A 25,783-nucleotide genomic window follows, 5' to 3' on the forward strand; every position below is an offset into this window, starting at 1 on the left:
CTCGTGGCTTTCTTCAATTGATCATTTTGTAGAAACGTTACAAAATAATAAAGGCGATAATACCTACGATTAAACAATAAAACGCAAAGTATTTCAGGTTTCCTTTTGCCATTACGTTCATAAACCATCGTAATGAATAGTATGTTGCGACTAATGCTGCGACAAAAGCGATAAGGTAAGGGATCCACAATGTACTAATGTTAGGATCACGTACGACATCTCCAACTGATAACATCATTGTACCAACACTTACAGGAATGTACATTAAGAAGGAAAAACGAAGAGCCGTTTCCTGTTTCATTCCGAGTAGCATAGCAGCTACAATGGTAGCACCCGAACGGCTAATTCCTGGGAGTAATGCAACGGACTGTGCAAAACCGACGATAACCGCATCTTTAATCGTTAGCGCTCCATCATTTTTCTTACCACGTAAGTTTCGGATAATCCAAAGAGAAATCCCGGTAATCACTAGTGTGATACCAACGATTTTTGCTTGATTGGCAAAAGTACCTTCGATATAGTCTTTTAATAGTATTCCTAACAGACCAGCAGGAATAGTAGCGATAATTAAGTAAACAATAAACATGAAGTCATCACGAGAATCTTTGTCCTTCGTAGCGATAAAATGAATACCGTTTTTCGCAATCTTGATAATATCTTTCCAATAAATGATTAATACCGCAATTAAAGATCCAAAGTTCACTAATACTTCAAAGGATAAGTTTTCTGTTATTCCTACATCGATGATTTTTTGGATCATGACTAAGTGTCCACTAGATGAAATAGGAATAGGTTCTGTAAAACCTTGTACTAATCCTAGAAACAAATATTTTATCAATATAATGAGATCTTCCATTTTTATGTATCCCCCTAAAATTTATCTTACATAAAGATAACCCTTGTCATGAATTTTGACAAGGGTTATTTCGGAAGTCGAAGAAAAATGGTAATTGTATACTAATTTTCTTCCTTCAATACGCCTTCACCAAGAACGATTGCCACAATGCTGAAGACTGCTGCTAAAGAAATAGCTCCTGCAAAGTTAAATGGTAAGCCGGCCATACTAGTTAGAACATATGCAACAACCGTTAAAATAAGAACAGCCCAAAAAATAGTTGCGAAATATTTCATCGAATCACCTCTCTATTCTTTATATGTCCAGTTCATTCATCAGGGTGCAAACGTCCATAATATGCCCACTTCTATTCAGATGGAGTGATAACCAAGAAGTTAGGCGGAAGATAAACGGAAGCTGACTCCCTGATACGTTTTGTTTTTCTATGACGTAATCCCGTTGTGGCGGGAAAGTCTTACTCTAAAAAAAATATGTATCCCCTTACGTTTTGTCCACATATAGTTTATCAAATATCCATCATAAAATAAATAAAAAGTTTGAGGAAATACATATATTATTTATCACGTTGCATGAGTCCGTAAAACCTCCATTTCAAGGTTCGAGTTAAAAAAAAGATAAGTGGGGGGATAAACGGACGCTAACGCCCTGATACGTTTTGCTAACAATCAGTGGGAGTCAAAAACTCGCACTGATTGAAGTCTCACTTTATCATGATGCAGTTGATATATTAAGGAGATTTACCTGCTTGTAATCTATTTGTAATCTTTTCTAGGTTTACGGACTGTTAGGTAAACGGTAAAATAGTTCTAGGGGATATCTACGTGATTAATAAGGAGTGCGGATTTTGAGAAAACATTTTGGCTTGCTTATACTTATGCTTATTTTCATTATTTCTATTTTAAGTGGCTGTCACTCAAATGCAAGCGGTGAAAAAATTGAGCGCGTTGGTATGTTGATCGAACATACAATCCATGATCAAAATTGGGGAAGTAAGGGATACAAAGGCTTATTAGAAATACAAGAAGATTTGAAGATGGATATATTCTTTCGAGAAGGTGTGCAAACACAACAAGAAGTGAACATAGCTGTTGAGGAATTTGCTAATCAAGGAGTACAAGTTATTATTGGTCATAGTAGTAACTTTGGCGAATATTTCGATAAAATTAGAACTTCCTACCCAAATATTCAATTTATTTATGTTAATGGTGGATATTCGGCTGATAACCTCATTAGTCTAAATTTCAACTCACTAGCAATGGGATTTTTTGCAGGCATGGTTGCAGCAGAAATGACAGATACTGACCATATTGGTGTTATAGCAGCTCATGAGTGGCAGCCAGAAGTGGAAGGTTTTTATGAAGGTGCTAATTATCAAAATAGTGATGTAGCAATCGATATTAAATATGTGCATAATTGGGACGAAAAAGATGTCGCAATGGATTATTATAAGGAATTAACCGAGGATGAAGCGGATGTAATTTATCCTGCAGGTGATGCGTTTAGCGTACCTATCGTAGAAAGAGCGATGAATGATGGTCATTATTCGATCGGTTATGTAAATGACCAACAATCGATTGGTGGAAGTTCTGTTTTAACAAGTACTATCCAGCATATAGATAAACTATATTTACACGCATTAAAAGAGTTGCAAAAAGGTGATTTAACAGGTGGTATTTATAATTTTGGTTTTGTAGAAGAAGTTATCTCTCTGGGACCTTATAGTGAGCATCTTTCTGAATCTTTTATAGATGAGCTTGAACAATTAATTGAGCAGTATAAAGAAACGGAATTGTTACCACACCAAATGAAAAAATAGCTGTTATAACAGCTATTTTTTCATGTTTTTAAACACATCTTTTATTGGCGAAAGTTTTTGATAAGTGTCATGAAGCAATTCAATTGTTTTCGCTAGATCGAATGTGTCGTTATTTTCTGTTTCTTGCTCTGTTGTATCCTCTGAATGAGGTCTTGGACCGAACATTAATTCATCGAATCGATTGTTATCTGACATTTATACCCCTCCTATTATTAGACTATGGTAAGGTAAACGAAATGGTATGGGTATTTTTGATAAAAAGTAGAGAATGATTCTGAAACAGGTTGGAAAGCTAAAACTTGAAAAAAACGTCATCTTACTATAAAATTAGTACCAAGTCTTAATATTTGATAATAAAATTCCTTTGAGAGGAAGGATAAAGATGAAAGCAGGAATTATCGGAACGGGGCATTATGCACCTGAAAGAGTATTGACAAATGCAGACATGGAAAAAATCGTTGATACTAGTGACGAATGGATTCGAACTAGAACAGGTATTGAAGAGCGCAGAATTGCGAACGATAATGAAGATACTTCTGATTTAGCATATAACGCAGCAGAACAAGCTTTAAATGGAGCTGGAATTACTGCTGATCAATTAGATTTAATTTTAGTGGCTACTGTAACACCAGACCAGCCATTTCCAACAGTGTCTTGTAAATTACAAGCACGTCTAGGTGCAACAAATGCAGCAGCAATGGATATTAGTGCAGCTTGTGCAGGATTTATGTATGGTGTGGTAACAGCCAAACAATTTATCGAATCTGGTGCATATAAACATGTATTAATTATCGGTGCTGATAAGTTGTCAAAAATTACAGATTGGACAGACCGTAGTACGTGCGTTCTTTTCGGAGACGGAGCAGGTGCGGCTGTAATGGGACCTGTAAGTGATGATAAAGGTGTCTTATCATTTGAATTAGGTTCAGACGGTAACGGCGGAAAACATTTAGAACAACAAGATGATTATATTTATATGAATGGTAGAGAAGTATTTAAATTTGCTGTTCGCCAAATGCCTGAGTCTTCATTAAAAGTAGTAGAAAAAGCAGGATATGAAAAAGAGGATGTGGATTACTTAATCCCACACCAAGCAAATATTCGTATTATGGAAGCTGCGAGACAACGTTTAGGTATTGAGCAAGATCGCATGGCAGTAAACGTTAATAAATATGGTAATACGTCAGCCGCTTCAATACCTATTGCTTTGTCTGAGAGCGTAAAAAACGGTAAAATAAATGATAATGACTTAGTGGTCTTAGTAGGCTTCGGTGGAGGCTTAACTTGGGGAGCTGTCGCATTAAAGTGGGGTAAATAGAGAAAGGGAGGAATCGATATGAGCAAAAATCGAGTGGTTATTACTGGTATGGGTGCCGTGACACCATTAGGAAATACTATTACTCAATTATGGGATAATTTAAAATCTGGTACATCTGGAATTGATTTTGTAACGAAAGTAAACAAAGATGAATTTCCAGCGAAAGTTGCTGCAGAGGTTAAGGAGTTTGACCCAACAGAGTATATGGATAAGAAAGATTCAAAACGTATGGATCTATTCACACAATATGCTGTTGCAGCAGCACGTATGGCAGTAGAAGATGCTAACCTTGAAATCACTGATGAAATCGCCAATCGTGTAGGTGTTTGGATTGGCTCAGGTATCGGCGGAATGGCAACATATGATGAGCAATTTAGAAAGTTTGTTGATAAAGGCTATCGTCGTGTCAGTCCATTTTTCGTACCAATGTTAATTCCTGATATGGCAGCAGGACAAGTCTCTATTCAATTAGGAGCTAAAGGTATTAACAACTGTTCGGTAACAGCTTGTTCATCTGGTGCAAACTCAATCGGAGATGCGTTTAAAGTAATTGAGCGTGGAGATGCGGATTATATGATCGCAGGTGGAGCGGAAGCACCATTAACCAATATGGCATTTGCTGGATTCTCTACAGCAAAAGCATTGTCATTTAATGAAGATCCAAATACAGCAAGTAGACCATTTGATAAAAATCGAGATGGTTTTGTAATGGGTGAAGGTGCAGGTATTCTTATTTTAGAATCATTAGAATCAGCTCAAAAACGTGGTGCAACAATTTATGCGGAAATTACTGGTTACGGAGCTACTGGTGATGCATATCATATTACATCGCCAGCGCCAGGAGGAGAAGGTGCTGCACGAGCTATCAGTCAAGCAATGGAAGATGCAGACATTCAACCAGAAGATGTAACATATATTAACGCACATGGAACAAGTACAGGATTGAATGACAAGTTTGAAACAGCTGCAATTAATACGGTATTTAAAGAGCATGCAGAGAATCTATATGTTTCTTCTACAAAATCAATGACTGGTCACTTATTAGGTGCAGGTGGAGCGGTGGAAGCCATCGCTTGTGTGAAATCACTACAAGATAGCATTATCCCACCGACCATTAACTATGAAACACCTGATGAAGAATGTAACCTTAATTATGTACCAAACGAAGCAATCGAAAAAGAATATGATGTTGCATTAAGCAATTCATTCGGTTTCGGTGGACATAACGTAACATTAGTATTTAAAAAATATCAACAATAAATAACGCGTAAAAAGAGGGCAGGCATCCTGCTCTCTTTTTAATGTCCATTAATCGCAGTCTAAAAGCGTAAGTAGATTTTGCTCCCTGTTGGTTACTCCTTGAAATGCGCTCACTCATTCTGATTGATGGTTAGTGGATATCTTATCGCTACGGCAGAATACTACGCGTTCCACGGGCTTGTCTTCAACTAACTTTTCAACAAGAGCGGTTGAAAAGTGGATTTTCAGACTGCGCATTTTCCGTAGGAGTCTCCGTATTCTGCCTTCACTTTAGTTAAACTCTCTATTGTATGAGAGAGGAATACTTACATTTCATGTCCTCTGATTAAGCGTATTTCTTCCAGGAATGAATCTTTGTATTTCCACTCACAAACAGTAGAATGCTTCATTTAGCGGAGACAAAACACGGAGACTCTTGCGGGAACAGTACGAGCTGAAGATCCACTTTGTGAAGTGGTTTTCTTCACAAAGTTAGCTGAAGCCGTACCCGCAGAAAGCGTAGTGTTTTGTCGGAGCTAATCCCAACGCTCATCATCAATAGAACGGGAGAAAATCTAGCCCACAAGAGACTATCGCTTTTAGACTGCGTAAATTACGTGCATCTTCTTCGTTCTGTTTCCTTTTGTCATAGATTATAGGCTTGTACATATAAATGAATACAAAGAGGGGAAGGAGCGGGTGGATTTGATATATTTGTTGCTGTTTTTGATAGGATTTGGTTTGTCTATTTCAGGTGGAATCTCGATTATTCTTTATTTAAACTTTATCCCCGCTGGTTTGTCATTCCTAGATTACCTCCAAATTATTCAAACAAAAATGGAATGTTATTTTTTCTTGATAGGTCTTTTATTTATGGGAATTTCCGTCCAAAAATTATCACTATCCTCTGTTAAATAATAGTAAGAGAAGAATAATTTATCTTGTATTGGTCATACTGTTGGATAAACAGATTAGTCAAAGTGAGGGTTCGTCATATGATTTATTTGCATGATGTGTGGGTCAATTGGTTTGAAGGTGAAGAGAACGGCTACAATGTTTGTCCTTTTCATGAATGGAGAAAGTCAGATGGTATTGAAATATTAGATCAGGCACCAATTTTGTTTCTAACTGACAAAGTATTTCGCTACATAGAGAACGACTTACAAGATATACCACAACCATTGTTAGATCAAATATATCAACGTGCCTATACGCGAAAAAATCAAGAACGAAAACAGTTGGAATACGCGTGTATTATTACAAATGGTTCCGCTGTACTTGCATTTGATACGATGGGATATCATATACCGATCCGTAAAAGTAGATTGATTCCTCGGCAGGAACGATTAGTATTCGACCTTATCAAAGGGCGAACAGCTACTAACTACACTATTCCTAGTGATACGAAGAAAGAGTACCACATATTATCCTTACCACCAAAATATATGAGTGGATTAACGAGAAGAGAGCGTCAATTGAAACAATTATTAATGATCGCACTTGATCAATTAGAAGTAGCTAATTGTTTAGAAGAGATAAGATATTGGTTAACAGAGTGGTTACCAGAAGAGTATCATTCGATTAAAAGAATGACTTTCCAAGAAGCGTGGGATACATTATATGATGGTGTTGCGGCAGGTTGGAGTCAAAAACATGAAAACTTTTGCAGACAGATTATTAAAGGTCAATCTTTTTATGAAGATATTTTGGAACGAGAGCTTGACCCAGAATCGACAAAATCATTACGATCATAAAGTAAGACTCGTGCTGATTAATAACGTGATTTACAAGATATCTCACCGCGAAAAAAGTTTTGGACAACTGTTTCCAAAGCTTTTTTGATTTTTTTGTTTAAGCGTATAAAAAAAGGGAATAGTAAAGGTAGCTTATTTACGAGAAAGGATGACTATTTCTATGTCGGAAAGCCCAATTACTATTGATGCGATAATAAATGGAGAAATGTATAAGACCGAAAAGCATGAGCCACGTGAAAATCCTACACGTCCAGAAGAAATTGTCGGATATGCCCCAGTGAATACCGTCGAAGAGACGAAAAAAGCAATCGATGTAGCGTCTGATACCTTTACAACATGGAGAGAATCATCTATTGATGACCGAGTAGAGCGGATGAGGGCTGCTATCCAGAAAATCAAAGATCAAACTCCAGAGATCGCAAAATTATTATCTCGTGAGCATGGTAAAGCACTGTATGATGCAGAAGGTGAGATTGGCGTCTCACTTATGTGGATGGAGTTCGCATGCGATAATGTCAAAGAAGTCGTGAAAAATGAAGTGCAAGAACATGATACAGGTAAAACGATTATTGCGAGAGATGCAATTGGTGTAGTAGCAGCCATTACACCATGGAACTACCCATTATCTTTATCTACTATTAAGATTGCCCCAGCATTATTAGCAGGAAACACAATGGTATTGAAACCAAGTCCGTTAGCACCACTTGCGGTAAGCAAAGTAGCAGCAATTATCGCAAATGAATTTCCTCCAGGCGTGCTGAACATGGTGCATGGTGAGGCAGACGTTGGTGTAGAATTAACATCTAATCCGAAGATTGCCAAGATTGCCTTTACAGGTGGAACAGAAACAGCAAAACATATCATGAAAGCTGCCGCAGATACCATTAAACATATGACATTAGAGTTAGGTGGAAATGATGCAGCGATCATTTTGAAAGATTTTGATGTTAATGATGAAAAGTTGATGACACGACTTGTTATCTCAAACTTCTTAACTACTGGTCAAATATGTATGATTGCGAAACGAATTTATGTCGATAAATCTATTTACGAGAAGTTTGTTGAGAAATATATCGAAGCTGCAAATAAATGGATTAGAGTAGGGGATCCATTTGATAAAAATGTTACAGTTGGTCCTGTTAACAATAAAAAGCAGGCGGATTATGTACAAGAATTAGTGGAAGATGCACAAAGTAAAGGTGCTGAAGTAATAAAATTAGGTGAAATCCTAGATCAAGATATATTTGAAGAAGGCTATTTCTTACAGCCTACTGTTGTTTTAGGCGCAGCTCAACACGACAGAGTAGTAGTCGAAGAGCAATTTGGTCCAACTGTTCCGATTTTAACGTTTGAAAATGACGAGGAAGCTATTAAATTAGCTAACGATAGTATTTACGGACTAACTAGTTCTGTTTGGGGTGATGAGGAACATGCGATTGAAGTAGCTCAACATATCCAAGCAGGTACGACAATGATTAATACAGCAGCTATACAAGGATTAGATGTTCGTTTTCCATTCGGTGGTGTGAAGCAATCAGGTATGGGGCGCGAATATGGCAAAGAAGGGTTACTTGCATACACAGATACACATGTTATTAACATACCAAAAGATGGGGACTTACCATATATTCCTGAATAAAAAACAGGCTTGAATTAGCTAATGCTAATTCAAGCCTGTTTTCTTTTTATTATCAAGCTAACTTCTAGGTAAGTTTCGCTAATAATTAGTGGAATCCTAGAAATTCGTCTGAATGTATCTTTATTTTTTCTTCACTCGCCCAAGTCCCATAGCTTTTTTCGCTTTTCTAATCATTTTGTTGGCAGCGAAATTGGCTTTGTCTGCACCTTGATCAAGTAAATCATCTAGCTCTTCCGAATCAATTAGTTCATTATAACGCGCTTGGATAGGACGTAATACTTCGATAACAGCATTTGCTGTATCTTGCTTGAACTCACCATATCCTTTACCTTCATATTTTTGTTCAAGAGCTTCTATGGTTTCACCTGTACAACTTGCATGGATAGTAAGTAAGTTACTGATTCCAGGTTTGTTTTCTTTATCGAATTTTACAATTCCTTCCGAATCAGTTACCGCACTTTTGATTTTCTTCTCAATTTGCTTCTCTGTATCTAACATAAAGATAGAAGCTTTTTGGTTATCATCTGATTTACTCATCTTATTCGTTGGCTCTTGTAGTGACATAATGCGAGCACCAACTTTTGGTATACTAATTTCTGGGATGGTGAAAATATCGTTGAATTTGTTATTGAAACGTTGTGCTAAATCACGAGTTAATTCTATGTGTTGTTTTTGGTCATCTCCAACAGGAACAATATTTGTACCATATAATAAAATATCTGCTGCCATTAATGGTGGGTATGTTAAAAGTCCTGCCGAAACAGCTTCTTTTCCTTGTGATTTGTCTTTAAATTGTGTCATTCGTTCCAGTTCACCGATGTAGCTGACTGTTTGGAGCATCCAGCCTAACTCTGCGTGTGCTGGTACTTCTGATTGAATGAATAAGACAGACTTATCCGGATCAATACCAGATGCAATATATAAAGCAGCTAATGACTTAATGTTCTTTCTAAGCTCTAATCTGTCTTGAGGAACAGTGATGGCGTGCTCATCCACCACACAAAAATAGCAGTTGTTCTCTTCTTGCAAATTAACAAAATGTTTCATTGCGCCTAAATAATTTCCTAATGTTAAACTTCCACTTGGTTGAATGCCTGAAAAAATAGTATTCAAATTCTTCACCTCATTAATAATTATATCCAATAAAAAAAGCCCATTCGTTCCTTTTATGAAAAAAGGGACGAATGAACCGCGGTGCCACCCTCGTTATCACTATCTTGTTATAGTGATCACTTGTTACTAGTTAATGCCTAGTGTACATAGAAAACATACCGTTTGGAAGCCCCAATTCCTTCTTTACATAGTACCTATTCACAGCTACCATAGGCTCTCTTCAACTAGTGGAAAAGAAGTACTCTAACTCCCGATTTCTAACATAATATTTAGTTAAAGTATATAGAATCCCTTCCTTTTTTTCAAGTGTGTATTAATAGAAGAGAAGCAAGAAAATGAACATGATGATATTTAAAGATATTCCATTAATAAGAAAGAAACGAATCCAGTTTTTATTAACACGTTCAGAAGGTAACATATACTCTGTGTGTTTATCCTCTAGTTGTTTTTTTCTATTTGTTTTAGATAGTACCTTTTGGAAGCTAGAAGCAGTTATATCGAAGAACTTCCGTGAAACGACAAAAAGGAACAGTCCGATCATCACGTAGGCAGTGCCAATATAAAATAATGTATCTGAATAGTGCACAACACTAAGGGAGCGATAGAATAAGAACGAAAGAATGATACATACTACCAAATGACTGATTATTTGTATTATCCGTTTAGGCATAGTAGCGAAAAACTCCTTTCTCTTGATGAACTTCATCTGTAATGGTTTATCCCTTTATTACTTTACTATACCTTGTAAAGGTGAGCAAAGAAACAAAAACAAGCTGAATAATCAGAAATAATGAAAAATATATAAAATTCAGAAATGGTAATTTTTTAATAGGTATTTGGATTTATATAAAAACCAATTAAGTCCATATAATAAGTTATATTGTTTCAATTTCGAGATTTTTCGTGAATTTTCGCACAATTGGTTGTATAATGTTTTTTATTCTCTATAAACATCGAGTGACTAAACATAACAAGGGGGAAGAAAGATGAAGAAGAGAATGTTGTTTTTGCTAATGATTACCATTACGTTAAGTATGGCATTAGTTGCTTGTTCTAGTGGCGATGATGCAGGCTCAGAATCTAAAGTGTTAAGAGTTGCAGAAAAACAAGATATTCCGACAATGGATCCAATCATGACAGAGGATAATATTTCAACACAATGGATTGATAATGTGTATGAAGGACTTTATCGTCAAGCACCAAATGGTGAAATTGTTTCCGGTATTGCAAAAATGGACGAAACAGAAGTAAGTGAAGACGGATTAACATATACATTCCACTTGCGCGATGCTAATTGGGAAAATGGAGACCCAATAACAGCACATGATTTTGTTTATGCTTGGCAACGTGCAACAGACCCAGATAGTGGTTCGTTCTATGGTAACTATTTAATGAGTGGTAAAATCAAAAACTCTAAAGAGATTTTTGATGGAGAGATGGAGCCAGAAGACTTAGCTGTTTCTGCGCCAGATGATCATACATTTGTAGTAGAACTAGAAACACCAGTTGCATACTTTGATTCTTATGTAACAAATTCAACATTCCTTCCAGTTCACCAAGAATTTGTGGAAGAGCAAGGAGATAATTTCTCATTATCACCTGATGCTATCTTAGCAAATGGTCCATTCAAAATGACAGAATGGAAAACAGAAGATGGTTGGAAAGTTGTGAAGAACGAAGATTATTGGGATGCCGATAATGTCGCTCTTGACGAAATTAATGTTAAAGTAATTAAAGACAATGATACAAGGTTATCTAATTATGAGGCAGGTAATTTAGACCGTGTAACATTGGCTGGTGCTCAAGTGAAAGATAACCAAACAAGTCCTGATTACACATCATTATCAGAAGCAAGTACATTCTACCTAAAACTTAATGAAGAACCATTAAATGGTTCAGACTATATGAAAAATGTAAACTTTAGAAAAGCAATTGCTAAAGGCTTTGACAAACAAGCATATATTGATGTAGCATACGGAAATGACTCAGTTCCTGTAGACGAGTTCGTACCAAGAGATTTCGAAGAACATCCCGAAACAGGTGAAGATTTCCAAGTTGGTAATGATACATTATCTTATGATGTAGAAGCTGCTCAAGAATATTGGGAAAAAGCTAAAGAAGAATTAGGTTTCGACACAGTAACACTTACTTTCTTAAGTGGTGACGATGAAACAGCTAAGAGTGTCAGTGAAGTAATGAAAACAGAATTAGAGAAGAACTTAGATGGTCTTACTTTAGATACTAAAAATGTCCCATGGTCACAACAATTAGATCTACAACGTGAAGATGACTTTGATATTGCAGCTTCAGGTTGGGGACCAGACTATAAAGATGCTATTTCTTTCTTAGATATCTGGGTAACAGATGGAGAAAACAATGATGTTAACTATTCTAACGAAGAATATGATAAACTAATTGCGTCTGTTAAAGGCGAACTTGCTAACAAACCAGTTGAACGATTTGAAGCAATGCAGGAAGCGGAGAAGATTTTACTTGAGGATGCAGCTATCGCTCCTATTATGCAAAGAAAAACATCTGTTCTTATTAAGAACTATGTAAAAGGATTTGATCACTTCAATCCTTATGGAAACAACTACAGTTATAAATATGTTGATATTGAAAAATAAATTGAATATTCATTAACTGTGGAAAAGGGAGTATAGCTAATCTTTTAAGATAGAGGCTATGCTCTCTTTTGAGTATTTGTCAGAATTTTATGTTTATAGGAGGTGGAAGGTATGGCAAAGTATATTTTAAAGCGTATCGTCTATATGATTATTACGTTATTCATCATTGCCACTGCCACGTTTTTCCTAATGAAGATGTTACCGGGTTCCCCGTTTAACAATTTAGGTGGAAAAATGACAGAAGCACAGGAACAAATACTAAATGAAAAATATGGCTTAAATGATCCTGTTGCTGTTCAATATGTTAATTATATCGTCAATATGACAAAAGGGGATTTAGGTATTTCCTTCCAATATAATAATAGAGCTGTAACAGATATAATTTTGGATCGTATTGGTCCATCTGCCCAACTTGGTGCACAAGCACTAATTATTGGTGCGATATTAGGAATAATTTTAGGAATGGCGTCAGCGATTAAGCATAATACGATTTGGGATTACGCTGCAAATATCATTGCGATTATCGGTATCTCGATTCCTTCCTTCGTTTTTGCCGGTCTTCTCCAATATTATCTAGGTGTGAAATGGGGATTATTCCCTGTGTCGTTCTGGGAAGGTCCAATTTATACCGTACTTCCAACAATAGCTTTAATGATTTTCCCACTGGCTATTTGTGCTCGCTTTATGCGAACAGAAATGTTAGAAGTATTAGGATCAGATTATATTGAGTTAGCAAGAGCAAAAGGTGTAACAGGTAATCGTATTTTATATAAGCATGCTTTACGTAATGCATTGATCCCAGTAATTACTGTATTGGGGCCAATGACTGTAAGTTTAATGACAGGTACATTAGTAATTGAGAAAATCTTTGCGGTACCTGGCATTGGGGAGCAATTTGTTACCTCTATTACAACAAATGATTATCCAGTTATTATGGGTACAACGTTATTCTTCTCTATTCTGTTTATTGGGGTTATTTTAATTGTGGATATCTTGTATAGTGTAATCGATCCAAGAATTCGCTTGACAGGAGGGAAGAACTGATGGACAAAGAAACAAGAAACATTCCAAAGGAAAAATTTGAGAGAGTGCAAGTGCAAGAAGAATTAGGTGAACAACTTTCGCGTCCACAGCTCTCCTATTGGAAAGATGCATTTCTTCGTCTAAGTAAGAATACTGGAGCAATTGCAGGCTTAATTGTCCTTGTATTTATCATTATCATGTCATTAGTTGGACCAATAATGAACGATAAAGCGTTCGATGATCCTAACTATGATGCTGCATATTTACCACCTAAAGTTAGTGGCTTGGAATGGTTAGGTTTAGATGGTACGCAAAAGTTCCAAGTAGAAGGTTCGACAGAAGAGGATGCCATCCAGCGTGGTTTGGAAGGGTATGAATTTGATGAGCAGTACGTGAAAGATACAGAAGTATTAGCAACGCCTGAAGAAAGTGCTAACGGCTATTACAAAGTAGAGCTTGAGGTAGACGTTTACGCTGCGAAAGGTTTTGAAGATGAACATTTCTGGTTCGGTACAGATAATATGGGACGTGACCTTTGGACGAGAATTTGGAAAGGAACACAAATCTCATTATATATCGGTATTTTAGCAGCGTTAATTGATATGGCGATTGGTGTTTTATACGGTGGTATATCCGGTTATTACGGTGGAAGAACAGATAGTGTGATGCAACGTATTATTGAAGTGTTATCAGGTATTCCGAACTTAGTTATTGTTATCTTGATGATCCTTGTTATGAAACCAGGGTTAATGGCGATAACCGTTGCAATAGCTATTACGGGTTGGATAGGTATGGCGCGTATTGTGCGTGGACAAGTATTGAAATTAAAAGGACAAGAGTTTATCTTAGCTTCTCGTACGCTAGGTGCAACAGATAATCGAATCTTAATGAAACACTTAATTCCGAATGTGTTAAGTATCATTGTTATCAATACGATGTTCACTATTCCTAGTGCGATATTCTTTGAATCGTTTTTAAGCTTTATCGGATTAGGATTGCAGCCTCCACATGCATCATTAGGTTCATTAATCGAATCAGCTTTCCAAGATTATCGAGTGTACCCATATTTATTAGTATTCCCGGCAGTGATTATTTCTTTATTAATGATCGGATTTAATATTTTAGCCGATGGATTACGTGATGCACTAGATCCTAAAATGAGAAGGTGAGAATAAATGGAAAATATATTAGATGTTCGTAATCTAAATGTTACGTTTGACACGTATGGTGGTGTAGTTCACGCTGTACGCGGAGTCAATTTTTCAATAAAAAAAGGGGAAACATTGGCGATTGTTGGCGAATCAGGTTCTGGTAAATCAGTAACAACAAAAGCTATTATGGGATTAGTTGCAAAACCATCTGGTAAAATTTCTGAAGGTGAAATTCTTTTTGATGGAAAAGACTTAGCGAAATTGTCAGATAAACAAATGCAAAAAATTCGTGGTAAAGATATTTCAATGATCTTCCAGGATCCGATGACATCATTGAATCCAACAATGAAGGTTGGTAAACAAGTAATGGAAGGAATTCTCCTTCATCAAAAAGTATCGAAACAAGAGGCGAAAGAACGCGCGATCGAATTGCTTGATTTAGTCGGTATTCCAAATCCAGAAGCAAGAATGAATCAATATCCTCACCAATTTTCTGGAGGGATGCGTCAACGTGTTGTTATTGCGATTGCCCTTGCGTGTAACCCTAAAGTACTAATTGCCGATGAACCAACAACAGCACTTGACGTAACGATTCAAGCACAAATTTTAGAATTAATGAAAGAAATTCAACAAAAAATGGATATGTCGATCATTTTTATTACACATGATTTAGGTGTCGTTGCTAATGTGGCAGATCGTGTAGCAGTAATGTATGCTGGTAAGGTTGTTGAAATGGGAGATGTTGATGATATCTTCTATAATCCACAGCATCCATATACATGGGGATTACTTGGTTCCATGCCAACAGTCGAAAATGAATCGGAAAAATTGGTTGCTATACCAGGTACGCCACCAGACTTACTTCATCCACCAAAAGGCGATGCATTTGCAGCACGTAATGATTATGCGATGCAAATTGATTTCGAAGAACAGCCACCAATGTTTAAAGTGTCTGATTCTCATTATGCAGCAACGTGGCTTCTTCATGAAGATGCGCCAAAAGTGGACCCTCCTACTGTAATTAAAAAGAGAATGGAGAAGTTTTCTAAGGGAGGAGACCGAGTATGACGAAAGAAAAAATCTTAGAAGTGAAAGATTTAAAGCAACATTTTCAGACTGGTAAGCATACAGTTGTAAAAGCTGTCGATGGGGTGAGCTTTGATATTTATCGTGGCGAAACATTTGGCTTAGTTGGTGAATCTGGTTGTGGCAAGTCTACAACAGGTAGAACACTTATCCGTTTATATGATGCGACAAGTGGAGAAGTGAAGTTCAATGGCGAAGATGTCCATGGTCGAAAATCCAAAAAAGACTTAAAGAAATTCAATAGACAAATGCAAATGATCTTTCAAGATCCATATGCTTCATTAAATCCAAGAATGACCGTTAAAGAAATTATTCTTGAGGGTATTAATATCCATGGCTTACTACAAAGCGATAAAGAGAAAACAGAACGAGTGGAAGAACTTTTAGAAACAGTTGGATTAAATAAAGAACATGCCGCTCGTTACCCACACGAATTCAGTGGTGGACAGCGTCAAAGAATTGGTATTGCTAGAGCTTTAGCAGTTGACCCTGAATTTATTATTGCAGATGAGCCAATTTCTGCACTAGACGTGTCTATTCAAGCGCAAGTTGTTAACTTGATGAAAGAATTACAAGAAGAGCGAGGCTTAACTTATTTATTCATCGCGCATGACCTTTCTATGGTTAAGTATATTAGTGACAGAATAGCAGTTATGTATTTCGGTAAAATTGTGGAGCTAGCTGATAGTGACGAATTATATAATAATCCGTTACATCCATATACAAAATCTTTATTATCAGCCATTCCACTACCAGATCCAGAAGTAGAACGTAATCGTGAACGTATCGTTTATGATCCCACGCAGCATGACACAGAAAACCTAGAATTCAGAGAAGTAAAACCAGGCCACTGGGTCCTTTGCTCAGAAAAAGAATTCAAAACATATCAAGCATAATGGAAAGGGGCTGCCTCATCGGTTACGATGAGTGCAGCCCCTTTTCAAGTTGCAAGAAGAGAGGACAAAGTTGCAAGAAGAGAGGACAAAGTTGCAAGAAGAGAGGACAAAGTTGCAAGAAGAGAACCCAAAGCTTCAAAAAGAACGATAAACATAAAACGAGGTATAGAGAATGTTTCTTTGGGAAAAATAGAACAATACTAAATATGAGGAAAGTACCAAATTCGATAATATCTTATTTTTTTCTTTAAAAATCAACAAAATAGAACATATTTTCTGTATAATAGATATATACACATTTTTATGGTTAGGATTTGATAGGAAATGAATAGAGTGACAACAAGAAGGATCATGATCATAGTGGTACTATTGATGACAGCACTATCAGTGGAAAGTGTGTCTGCAGAGACAGATGACCAAGAAGAAGCATTAGTAGTTCGAAATAATAGTACACGGACAGCAAAATCCACTCAGCTTGAGTTTCCAGACATGTTAGCTAGATTTGCACCGGTACCTACATATGACTTTGATTATCCAGACGCTGTGCGAGGTATTTATGTAACAGGAAATTCAGCTGGTGGAAGTCATTTTGATTCTCTAGTAGATTTAGTAGATACGACTGATTTGAATGCAATGGTTATTGATATTAAAGAAGACCATGGATATGTAACCTATCAGCCCGAGGAAGAGCTGCCTTATGAAGGTGTTAGCAAAAATTTAATGAATGTAGAAGAAGTACTAGAAAGATTAAGTGAAAAAAATATATATCCAATTGCTCGTATTGTAGTGTTTAAAGATTCTATGTTAGCTGAGGCAAGACCAGATCTATCATTTCAAGAAAATGGTGAGGTGTGGGTGAATGGTAAAAAGGAAGCATTTGTAAACCCGTTTCAAAAAGAAGTATGGGATTATAATATTGATATTGCAAAAAAAGTGGCCCAACTTGGCTTTAAGGAAATTCAGTTTGATTATGTCAGATTTCCTGAAGGGTTTGAAAAGCGCGATCAGGAATTAGAATATGCGCAAGGTGACTATCAAGATAGTGATTTAGATGATATTAAAAAAAGAGTTGAAGCTGTTACAGATTTTGTTTCCTATGCACGAGAAGAGTTAGCAGGTTATAATGTGGATGTATCTGTTGATATTTTCGGCTATGCAGCAACAATTGAAGAAACACCAGGAATTGGTCAAAACTTTTCCAAAATTGCAGATAATGTGGATGTTATTTCTTCCATGATTTATCCGAGTCATTGGACTTCTTATTTTGGCATTGAAAAGCCGGATACAGAACCATATCGACTAGTAACAGAATATGCAAAGGTAGAAAATAAGGTGTTAGAAGCATTAGATGATCCACCTGTTTCTAGACCATGGATTCAAGATTTCGATGCACCATGGCTGTACAGTGGACCTACTTTCCATTACGGTGCCAAGGAAGTAGAGGCACAAATTAAAGCATTGCAAGAGAATGGGATTGATGAATACTTGATTTGGAATGCGGGTAACTCATATACTAAAGGTGTGGATTATACACCAGCAAGTGATTAATTTCTTTAAATTAGGGTAAACTAACTATGTTCCAGTGTTCAAGGGATGAATTTGTGAAAGGGAGATTACATTTGAATTGGTATGAAAAATTAAATCAATACTTTCCAGTAGAGGAAATGAAATCTAAGCAACATATGGAAATCCTTTTGAAAGAAAAAAGTGATATTTACTATAAGGATGAAGGGAAATATCATGTGATGATGTATGCAGAATTTCCTACATTCCTGTTTATTGACTATGTTTATGTATCACAAGAGTCACGTGGACAAGGAATTGGTCATCAATTAATAGAAAAATTGAAGAAAAAAAATAAACCGATTATTTTAGAAGTAGAACCGTACGATTATCAAGATAGTGATTCGACAAAGAGATTACATTTTTATAAGCGAGAAGGTTTTAAACACGCGGTATCAATCGGTTATACAAGAAAGTCATTAGCAACGAATAAGCATAATACATTAGAGATTTTATATTGGTCACCAACGGCACAGAATGAAGAAGAGATATATGAACAAATGAAAAAATTGTATGAAGATATCCATACATACAAGGACAAAGAATTGTATGGAAAGTCCTATCAGCCTGTTGAAGAAGTATTAAGCTATGATGATAATAGAGAAGCAAATAATATTTTTGATATGTTAGAAAATAAATCAAAAGAAAACAATTAGTTATTTAAATGTGGTTTATTGTTAGTGTGATTGGGTATACTCATACTAAAAGTTATGTAAAAAGTAAAGAAAAAAGGATAATACCCTATCATTCCAGTGCAATATATAGTATACTTAGTACATAGATGATAGATTATATTCATTTTAAAGTAATAAAAGATGTAAGTGAAGTACATCTGCAATATAAATCCATTATGAGGAGTGAAGTTACATGGTAACACTTTATACCTCGCCAAGTTGTACATCATGTCGAAAAGCGAAAGCATGGTTAGAGGAACATGAAATTCCTTTCAAAGAACGCAATATTTTCTCAGAGCCATTAACGCTTGATGAAATCAAAGAAATTTTACGAATGACAGAAGATGGTACAGACGAGATTATTTCAACTCGTTCCAAAGTATTCCAAAAGCTAAACGTTAATTTGGATCAATTGCCATTGAAAGATTTATTCCAACTGATTCAAGATAATCCTGGTTTACTTAGAAGACCAATCATTTTAGATGAAAAAAGACTTCAGGTTGGATACAACGAAGATGAAATTCGTCGTTTCTTACCTAGAACTGTTCGCACATTCCAGCTTAGAGAAGCACAGAGAATGGTAAATTAAATTGGAAAAGCAGATCTTAATAGTAGGTCTGCTTTTTTTAACTTTATTGACTTTTACCAGGTTGCAAATGTTTGTAACCCCCTATTTCAAGGTTCGAATTGTAAAGAGGAAGTTAAGGGGAGAATAAACAGAAGTTAACTTCTTAATCAGTGTGAAATTAATGCTATCATTGATTAAATCTCGCTTTACGAATAGAGTATTTATCGAGTGACAAAATGGATATAATAAGCTACAATCTATAATTAATACATTGTTAAAAGTAATTTTAATTTTTTGGGTATTTATGTTTTCAAATATACCGAATTTATCATACAATGGTGTTAACACTCTAAACATATATAAGGGTGACCAAAAGGGTATTAATATATAAGGGTTTAGATAGATGAATAGTTATCCCTTCAAGCCCAATCATTTATCGTAAGAAGGGAGAGTTACAGGATGGAAATAGAAAGAATCAATGAAAATACAATAAAGTTTTATATCTCTTACATGGACATCGAAGATCGTGGCTTTGATCGTGAGGAAATTTGGTATAATCGTGAGAAAAGTGAACAGCTTTTTTGGCAAGTAATGGATGAAGTCAACTATAACGAAGAAGAATTTCAGTTTGACGGACCGTTATGGATACAAGTGCAGGCACTTGAAAAAGGTTTAGAAATTGTTGTCACTAAGGCGCAATTATCAAAAGATGGTCAAAATTTACAATTACCTACTGAATCAGGTAAAACAATTGATATGCCTGTAGATGATAAAATTGAAGCTCTTCTAGAAGAAAAATTTGGTCCACCAGAGAAAAACATCCCAGATATCGAACAGCAATATGGCCAAGATTTTGTTGTGGTGGTTAATTTTAAAGAGTTAGAAGATATTATTCAATTAAGTCATGTTTTTGAGCCTGTTATTGGTATGAAAGATGAGTTATATTCCTATAATGGACAATATATGTTAGTCACTCGTTTTGATGAGGATTATTTATCTGATGATGAGCAAGAAGATTTGATTAGTCAAATTTTAGAATATGGTCAAGAATCGTCTGTAACAGTATTTCTAGTGGAGGAATACGGTAATGTCATTTTTGAAGAAGATGCACTTGAACAAATAAGTGAACACTTTTCACGATAACTAAGTATCTTATTAGATGCTTAGTTTTTTTCTTGTGTTTAAGCTTGTTGCACAAGGGAATGGAATGGTAACAATTAGCTCGGGAGTTACTGCATTTTTTTATAAAAAGGGTAAACAATAAAAAATGAGGCGTTTGTTTCGAAAGTCGAAATAATTTATGTTATCCTAAATTTTATATGCTAAAAAAGAAAGTAGGAAAAGTATGAATAATGAAGGAGAGATAAAGCGAACCCCATTAATGATTGTGTTAATGTCTGGAGCATTCGTCGCTATCTTGAATCAAACATTACTAGGAACAGCTCTTCCTCATATAATGGAGGATTTACAAATTGATGCTGCTACAGCACAGTGGTTACAGTCCATATTTATGCTGGTTAACGGGATTATGATTCCTGTAACAGCTTTTTTAATCGAACGTTTTACGACTAGAGCGTTATTTTTAACAGCAATGGGAAGCTTTGCATTAGGTACATTAGTTGCGGCTATTGCTCCAAGTTTTTCTGTATTAATGATTGGACGAGTCTTGCAAGCAGCAGGTGCAGGTATATTAATGCCGCTTATGCAAACCATTATGTTTCTTATTTATCCAGTTGAAAAACGTGGAACAGCAATGGGTTTATTCGGTATGATTATTGCCTTTGCTCCAGCAATAGGTCCAACTTTATCAGGTTGGTTAGTAGAAACCTTTCCGTGGAGAAGTCTATTCTACGTAGTCCTTCCAATTGCTGTGATTGATTTATTCATTGCGAATAAAATGTTAGTGAATGTGACGAAACAAACATATCCTAAATTAGATATGTTATCGATTATTTTATCTACATTAGGGTTTGGTGGAATTCTTTATGGTTTCAGTATGGCAGGCGACGTCAATCATGAGTGGTTAAGTACAATGGTACTTATTCCATTAATTGTTGGTGCTATTGCACTATTCTTCTTTATACGCCGACAATTTAAGCTAGAAAAACCTATTTTAGAGTTTCGTATCTTTAAGTACAATATGTTTACTTTGACAACAGTAATTGGGATGGTTTCCTTTTTAGCAATGATCGGGGGAGCGATCATCATCCCACTCATGATGCAGGATTCTTTAGGCTTTAATGCATTACATTCAGGATTAGCTTTATTACCGGGTGCGGTTTTAATGGGGATTATGAACCCGGTAACGGGACGTTTGTTTGATAAATTTGGTGCTAAATGGTTAGCCGTTATTGGTTTGGCAATCTTAAGTGTTACGACATTCCTATTTGCTATTTTAACAACTGATACTAGTTACTGGTATATTGTGATTGTTAATGCTATTCGGATGTTAGGGATTGCAATGGTCATGATGCCAGTTACAACAGCAGGATTAAATACGTTACCTAATGAAGTGATTCAGCACGGTACAGCAATGAATAATACAATGCGCCAAATGTCTGGTGCTCTCGGTACGGCATTACTTGTTTCTGTTATGATTAGTCATGCGATTCCAGAAGACGGTCTTTCAGGAATGATACATGGTGTTAACATGTCCTTCTTAGTAGCAGGATTTATCTCTGTAGTAGGATTTATATTAGCATTCTTCATTAAAAATTCGAACCCTAGAAAAACTGCTTAAGAAGCAGGAAAAATCACCTCTATGTAGAATATATCTACTAGGAGGTGATTTTTTGTTACAAGCAGAAAATGAACAAGGTGATCTCGTTCCTTTATGGCAATTAGCGCGAGAACAAATCAAGCAAATTAAAGATAAAAACTTTTATTGTCCTGGTTGTAAAGAAAAAGTGTTGATAAAGGCAGGTTGGAAGAATACGCCGCATTTTGCACATCAAAAGCAAACAAACTGTACACTAAGTACTGGAGAAGGAATCTATCATGAAAATGGTAAGAAAGATATTTACGTATGGTTAAAGAAACAAGGATTTACAGTACATTTAGAATACTATCTTCCAGCCATTAAGCAACGAGCAGATATCTATCTAGAAGTTAATAAAAAACGGATAGCGATTGAATATCAATGTGCAACTATTTCACGTAATGAAATAATGGAAAGAACGAATGGATATCGCTCAATAGGCATTATCCCAATTTGGATATTAGGTGCGAATAAGTTAAGAAGAAAGGCCGCAAGCTCCCTTCACATTCCCTCGGCGAACCAAGCGTTCTTACATCAATTCCATCCATCATTTCCAATCAGTCTATATTATTACTGTTCTGATGAAAAGAAATGGATTATTTATCAAGATATTATTTTCCTATCCAAAACACTCACATATGGAGTATTACATGTGAAATCCCTCTCGTCTACACTATTTCAAGATTTGTTCAAGGTTAGAACTCGAAATCGGCAATCATTTCATTCTTATTGGCATAAGTATAAGAGTAAATGGAAACACCGTCCGGCCCCGAATTATTATCAGGAAGAAACGAATTGGCGTCAATGGCTATATCTTCATCAGTTAACCGTTCAATCACTACCTACATATAGTTATTTTCCAATCACTACACAATTTCAAATGAAAACCCCTCCGTGGATATGGCAATCAAAGCTATATGTAGAACTCTTCTTAACACATGATATATTTACGATACAAGAAGCACAATACTTACTTCAAAAGCATTACCTCCCAGCAGAACATTTTCCTTTAATTCAAGTGAACCAAGACCCTATCGGTGAATATTTGCAGCAATTAGTGCATATAAATATTTTGCAGAAGGTTTCGAATATTTCTTATAAAGTAGTGCATACAATTGTATGAATTGAATTAATTACGATATAATAAGGGAATAATAGTTAGTAGGAGGAATCAATATGGCCAAATCTTTACCAAAACGTTCAGAAATACCTGAGGAGTTAACATGGAAGTTAGAGGATATTTTTGCGACCGATGATGACTGGAATAAAGAATGGGAAGAAGTCAAACAATTATTACCTAAGTTTGATGACTTTCAAGGTAAATTAAAAGATGGTGCAGAAAGTCTTTATCAGCTACTTCAATTACAAGATGAAGTATCAGAGCGATTAAGCAAGCTTTATACATATGCACACATGCGTTACGATCAAGATACAACAAATTCATTTTACCAGGCATTGAATGGGAAGGCAGAGAATTTAATTACGATTGCTTCCAGTAAAATGAGCTTTATTGTACCAGAGATTTTAAAATTGGATGAACAAACATTAACGAACTATTTACAAGAGCATGAAGGATTACAACTTTATAAACATACACTAGATGAAATTAACCGTCAGCGTCCACATGTATTATCGGAAAAGGAAGAAGCTTTATTAGCGGAGGCATCAGAGGTTACGGATAGTTCATCGCAAACTTTTGGTATGTTAAATAATGCTGACTTAACATTCCCAACTGTGAAAGATGAAGAGGGAAATGAAGTAGAGTTGACGCACGGACGCTTCATCAATTTCCTTGAAGCGAAAGATCAAAATGTTCGTCGTGATGCTTTTAAAGCTATGTACGAAACATATGGTGAATTAAAAAACACTTTTGCTTCTACATTACAAGGTGTAACGAAAAAAGATAATTTTTATGCAAAGGTTCATAACTATGATTCAGCTCGTCAAGCTGCGTTAGACAACAACAATATTCCAGAAAAAGTACACGACAACTTAATTGAAGCGATTCATGAAGGATTACCATTATTACACCGTTATGTAGCTTTAAGAAAGAAAGTGCTTGGATTAGGCGAGTTGCATATGTATGATTTATATACACCACTGATGAAAGAAGTAGATATGTCATTTACGTATGAAGAAGCACAAAAAACAGTAACAGAGGCATTAAAACCATTAGGTGATGAATATTTGGATGTAATGCAACGTGCTTTTACAGAGCGTTGGATTGATGTGGAAGAGAACAAAGGAAAACGAAGTGGGGCATATTCTTCTGGTTCTTATAGCACAAACCCATATATTTTGATGAATTGGCAAAACAATTTAAATAATTTGTTTACTTTGGCACATGAGTTAGGTCACTCCATGCACAGTTATTATACACATGAAAACCAGCCATATCGTTATGGTAACTACTCGATATTTGTAGCGGAAGTAGCATCTACATGTAATGAAGCATTGTTAAACAATTATTTAGTGGAAAAAACAGAGGATCCGAAAGAAAAACTATATTTAATAAATCATTTCTTAGAAGGATTCCGCGGTACAGTATTTAGACAAACAATGTTTGCAGAATTTGAGCATAAGATTCATCGATTAGCACAAGATGGCGAAGCATTAACTGCTGACCGCTTAACGGAAGTATATTATGACCTTAATAAACAATACTTTGGTGATGATATTGTTGTCGATGAGGAAATTGGTTTGGAATGGGCGCGTATTCCACACTTCTACTACAATTATTATGTGTATCAATATGCAACTGGATTTGCAGCTGCACAATCATTAGCAGCACAAATTTTAGAAGAAAAAGAGCCTGCAGTAGAACGTTATCTTGGATATTTAAAAGCAGGAAGCAGTGATTATCCAATCGAAGTACTGAAAAAAGCTGGCGTAGATATGACAGAGAAAACACCGGTAATCAATGCATTAAAAGTCTTCGAAGAAAAGCTAGACGAAATGGAACAATTATTAGAAGAAATTAATAAGTAAAAATAAAGACCACACATATGTAACGCAATGTGTGGTCTTTGCTTGTTACTTATTTGTGCACTTTAGCAAATCCTTTAAATTGTTTTTTATCTTGCCAAAAATAAAGTGTCGTATGAATGGTAATAAATAATAATGGTATAGTGAAATAAAGAGGAATCAAACGCATCAATCCAAAAATGTTTAAAATAAAAGCGAAGAGCGGTAGAATGATTAGTAATAACTTCATTTCCACACCACCTTCCCAAAAGAAGATATCAGTAGTATATACGTATGTTAGCAGTTATGAGAATAGAAGTGTGACACTTTTGTGAAAAACTGAACATACCTATTGTCATTCGTCAATTGGATTGATATAGTAAAGATAAGTTAAACAAACAACCCCTTTGTTTGACCTGAAACTTTCTCCCATCCCTTATCTAGTAATAGGTAAACAAGACCCTTTAAACATTGATGTTTAAAGGGTCTTGTTATTCATATGGAGCTTTTAAAAAGAAAATTAGTCAAACTTACGCAGTCTAAAAGCGAGAGTCTCCTGCGGGCTAGACTTTCTCCCATTCTATTGATGATGAGTGCTGACATAAGCTCCGACAAAACACTACGCTTTCTGCGGGTACGGCTTCAGCTAACTTTGGGAAGAAAACCACTTCCCAAAGTGGATCTTCAGCTCGTACTGTTCCCGCAAGAGTCTTCGTGTTTTGTCTCCGCTATGTGATG

The 25,783-nt window shown here is 35.8% G+C and carries 24 protein-coding genes and 1 other annotated feature; of the genes, 18 read left to right on the forward strand and 6 right to left on the reverse strand.

Annotated features, from left to right (window positions below):
- Nucleotides 1-37 precede the first annotated feature (37 nt).
- The gene (locus SH601_RS07205) at nt 38-856 is read right to left on the reverse strand and encodes an undecaprenyl-diphosphate phosphatase (protein ID WP_319957598.1); all 819 of its coding nucleotides are present in this window, start codon (nt 854-856) and stop codon (nt 38-40) included.
- A gap of 101 nt (nt 857-957) precedes the next feature.
- Entirely contained in the window at nt 958-1,131 is a 174-nt protein-coding gene (locus tag SH601_RS07210; protein WP_319957599.1) for a DUF2929 family protein, read from the reverse strand.
- A gap of 560 nt (nt 1,132-1,691) precedes the next feature.
- On the opposite strand from SH601_RS07210, the gene SH601_RS07215 reads away from it, so the two are divergent.
- Nucleotides 1,692-2,672, forward strand: a complete 981-nt coding sequence (locus SH601_RS07215) for a BMP family ABC transporter substrate-binding protein (RefSeq protein ID WP_319957600.1) — start codon at nt 1,692-1,694, stop codon at nt 2,670-2,672.
- A 12-nt stretch (nt 2,673-2,684) separates the two neighbouring features.
- Here the strand turns inward: SH601_RS07215 and SH601_RS07220 are convergent, their stop codons facing one another.
- On the reverse strand, nt 2,685-2,867 hold the full coding sequence (locus SH601_RS07220) for a hypothetical protein (protein WP_319957601.1): 183 nt from the start codon (nt 2,865-2,867) through the stop codon (nt 2,685-2,687).
- Nucleotides 2,868-3,054: 187 nt separating this feature from the next.
- Between SH601_RS07220 and SH601_RS07225 the strand changes: the two genes are divergently transcribed.
- The 5 genes from SH601_RS07225 (at nt 3,055) to SH601_RS07240 (ending at nt 8,622) form a co-directional block, all read left to right on the forward strand.
- Entirely contained in the window at nt 3,055-3,990 is a 936-nt protein-coding gene (locus tag SH601_RS07225; protein ID WP_319957602.1) for a beta-ketoacyl-ACP synthase III, read from the forward strand.
- 18 nt (nt 3,991-4,008) lie between these two features.
- Nucleotides 4,009-5,250: a beta-ketoacyl-ACP synthase II gene (gene fabF / locus SH601_RS07230; protein WP_319957603.1), complete on the forward strand. Its 1,242-nt coding sequence runs from the start codon at nt 4,009-4,011 to the stop codon at nt 5,248-5,250.
- A gap of 678 nt (nt 5,251-5,928) precedes the next feature.
- Complete coding sequence (locus SH601_RS17690; protein WP_483401916.1) at nt 5,929-6,147, forward strand: YuzI family membrane protein; 219 nt, start codon at nt 5,929-5,931, stop codon at nt 6,145-6,147.
- A gap of 77 nt (nt 6,148-6,224) precedes the next feature.
- A complete protein-coding gene (locus tag SH601_RS07235) occupies nt 6,225-6,983 on the forward strand; it encodes a DUF3603 family protein (RefSeq protein ID WP_319957604.1) in 759 nt (252 codons plus the stop codon).
- Between the two features lie 160 nt (nt 6,984-7,143).
- Entirely contained in the window at nt 7,144-8,622 is a 1,479-nt protein-coding gene (locus SH601_RS07240) for an aldehyde dehydrogenase family protein (protein WP_319957605.1), read from the forward strand.
- Nucleotides 8,623-8,742: 120 nt separating this feature from the next.
- Here SH601_RS07240 and trpS read toward each other — a convergent pair whose 3' ends face one another.
- Nucleotides 8,743-9,735 (reverse strand): tryptophan--tRNA ligase, encoded by a 993-nt coding sequence (gene trpS, locus SH601_RS07245; protein WP_319957606.1) that lies wholly within the window; start codon nt 9,733-9,735, stop codon nt 8,743-8,745.
- Between the two features lie 60 nt (nt 9,736-9,795).
- Nucleotides 9,796-9,993, reverse strand: a binding site (T-box leader).
- A 55-nt stretch (nt 9,994-10,048) separates the two neighbouring features.
- Nucleotides 10,049-10,405, reverse strand: coding sequence for a DUF3899 domain-containing protein (locus SH601_RS07250; protein ID WP_319957607.1), 357 nt, complete (start codon nt 10,403-10,405; stop codon nt 10,049-10,051).
- Between the two features lie 316 nt (nt 10,406-10,721).
- Between SH601_RS07250 and SH601_RS07255 the strand changes: the two genes are divergently transcribed.
- The 12 genes from SH601_RS07255 (at nt 10,722) to pepF (ending at nt 25,069) form a co-directional block, all read left to right on the forward strand.
- Complete coding sequence (locus tag SH601_RS07255) at nt 10,722-12,362, forward strand: peptide ABC transporter substrate-binding protein (RefSeq protein WP_319957608.1); 1,641 nt, start codon at nt 10,722-10,724, stop codon at nt 12,360-12,362.
- A gap of 111 nt (nt 12,363-12,473) precedes the next feature.
- Nucleotides 12,474-13,406 (forward strand): oligopeptide ABC transporter permease, encoded by a 933-nt coding sequence (opp3b, locus tag SH601_RS07260; RefSeq protein WP_319957609.1) that lies wholly within the window; start codon nt 12,474-12,476, stop codon nt 13,404-13,406.
- Nucleotides 13,406-14,554 carry an oligopeptide ABC transporter permease gene (gene opp3C, locus SH601_RS07265; RefSeq protein ID WP_319957610.1) on the forward strand — a complete coding sequence of 383 codons (1,149 nt, stop codon included), beginning with the start codon at nt 13,406-13,408 and terminating at the stop codon, nt 14,552-14,554. The genes opp3b and opp3C overlap by 1 nt, the downstream gene beginning before the upstream one ends.
- A 6-nt stretch (nt 14,555-14,560) precedes the next feature.
- The gene (locus tag SH601_RS07270; RefSeq protein WP_319957611.1) at nt 14,561-15,604 is read left to right on the forward strand and encodes an ABC transporter ATP-binding protein; all 1,044 of its coding nucleotides are present in this window, start codon (nt 14,561-14,563) and stop codon (nt 15,602-15,604) included.
- Entirely contained in the window at nt 15,601-16,518 is a 918-nt protein-coding gene (locus SH601_RS07275) for an ABC transporter ATP-binding protein (RefSeq protein ID WP_319957612.1), read from the forward strand. Before SH601_RS07270 ends, SH601_RS07275 begins: the two co-directional genes overlap by 4 nt.
- Nucleotides 16,519-16,842: 324 nt before the next feature.
- A complete protein-coding gene (locus SH601_RS07280; RefSeq protein WP_319957613.1) occupies nt 16,843-18,066 on the forward strand; it encodes a putative glycoside hydrolase in 1,224 nt (407 codons plus the stop codon).
- A 71-nt stretch (nt 18,067-18,137) separates the two neighbouring features.
- Nucleotides 18,138-18,737, forward strand: a complete 600-nt coding sequence (locus SH601_RS07285; protein WP_319957614.1) for a GNAT family N-acetyltransferase — start codon at nt 18,138-18,140, stop codon at nt 18,735-18,737.
- Between the two features lie 211 nt (nt 18,738-18,948).
- Nucleotides 18,949-19,344 carry a transcriptional regulator SpxA gene (spxA, locus tag SH601_RS07290; RefSeq protein WP_319957615.1) on the forward strand — a complete coding sequence of 132 codons (396 nt, stop codon included), beginning with the start codon at nt 18,949-18,951 and terminating at the stop codon, nt 19,342-19,344.
- A gap of 438 nt (nt 19,345-19,782) precedes the next feature.
- A complete protein-coding gene (gene mecA, locus SH601_RS07295; RefSeq protein WP_319957616.1) occupies nt 19,783-20,466 on the forward strand; it encodes an adaptor protein MecA in 684 nt (227 codons plus the stop codon).
- Nucleotides 20,467-20,668: 202 nt separating this feature from the next.
- A complete protein-coding gene (locus SH601_RS07300) occupies nt 20,669-22,063 on the forward strand; it encodes an MDR family MFS transporter (protein WP_319957617.1) in 1,395 nt (464 codons plus the stop codon).
- A gap of 52 nt (nt 22,064-22,115) precedes the next feature.
- Complete coding sequence (locus tag SH601_RS07305) at nt 22,116-23,204, forward strand: competence protein CoiA (RefSeq protein ID WP_319957618.1); 1,089 nt, start codon at nt 22,116-22,118, stop codon at nt 23,202-23,204.
- A 53-nt stretch (nt 23,205-23,257) separates the two neighbouring features.
- Nucleotides 23,258-25,069 carry an oligoendopeptidase F gene (gene pepF, locus SH601_RS07310; protein WP_319957619.1) on the forward strand — a complete coding sequence of 604 codons (1,812 nt, stop codon included), beginning with the start codon at nt 23,258-23,260 and terminating at the stop codon, nt 25,067-25,069.
- Between the two features lie 49 nt (nt 25,070-25,118).
- On the opposite strand, the gene SH601_RS07315 is transcribed toward pepF, so the two are convergent.
- The gene (locus SH601_RS07315; protein WP_319957620.1) at nt 25,119-25,295 is read right to left on the reverse strand and encodes a hypothetical protein; all 177 of its coding nucleotides are present in this window, start codon (nt 25,293-25,295) and stop codon (nt 25,119-25,121) included.
- Between the last annotated feature and the right edge of the window lie 488 nt (nt 25,296-25,783).

The organism is Gracilibacillus pellucidus (genome assembly GCF_033949965.1).
GTDB classification, from domain to species: domain Bacteria; phylum Bacillota; class Bacilli; order Bacillales; family Amphibacillaceae; genus Gracilibacillus; species Gracilibacillus pellucidus.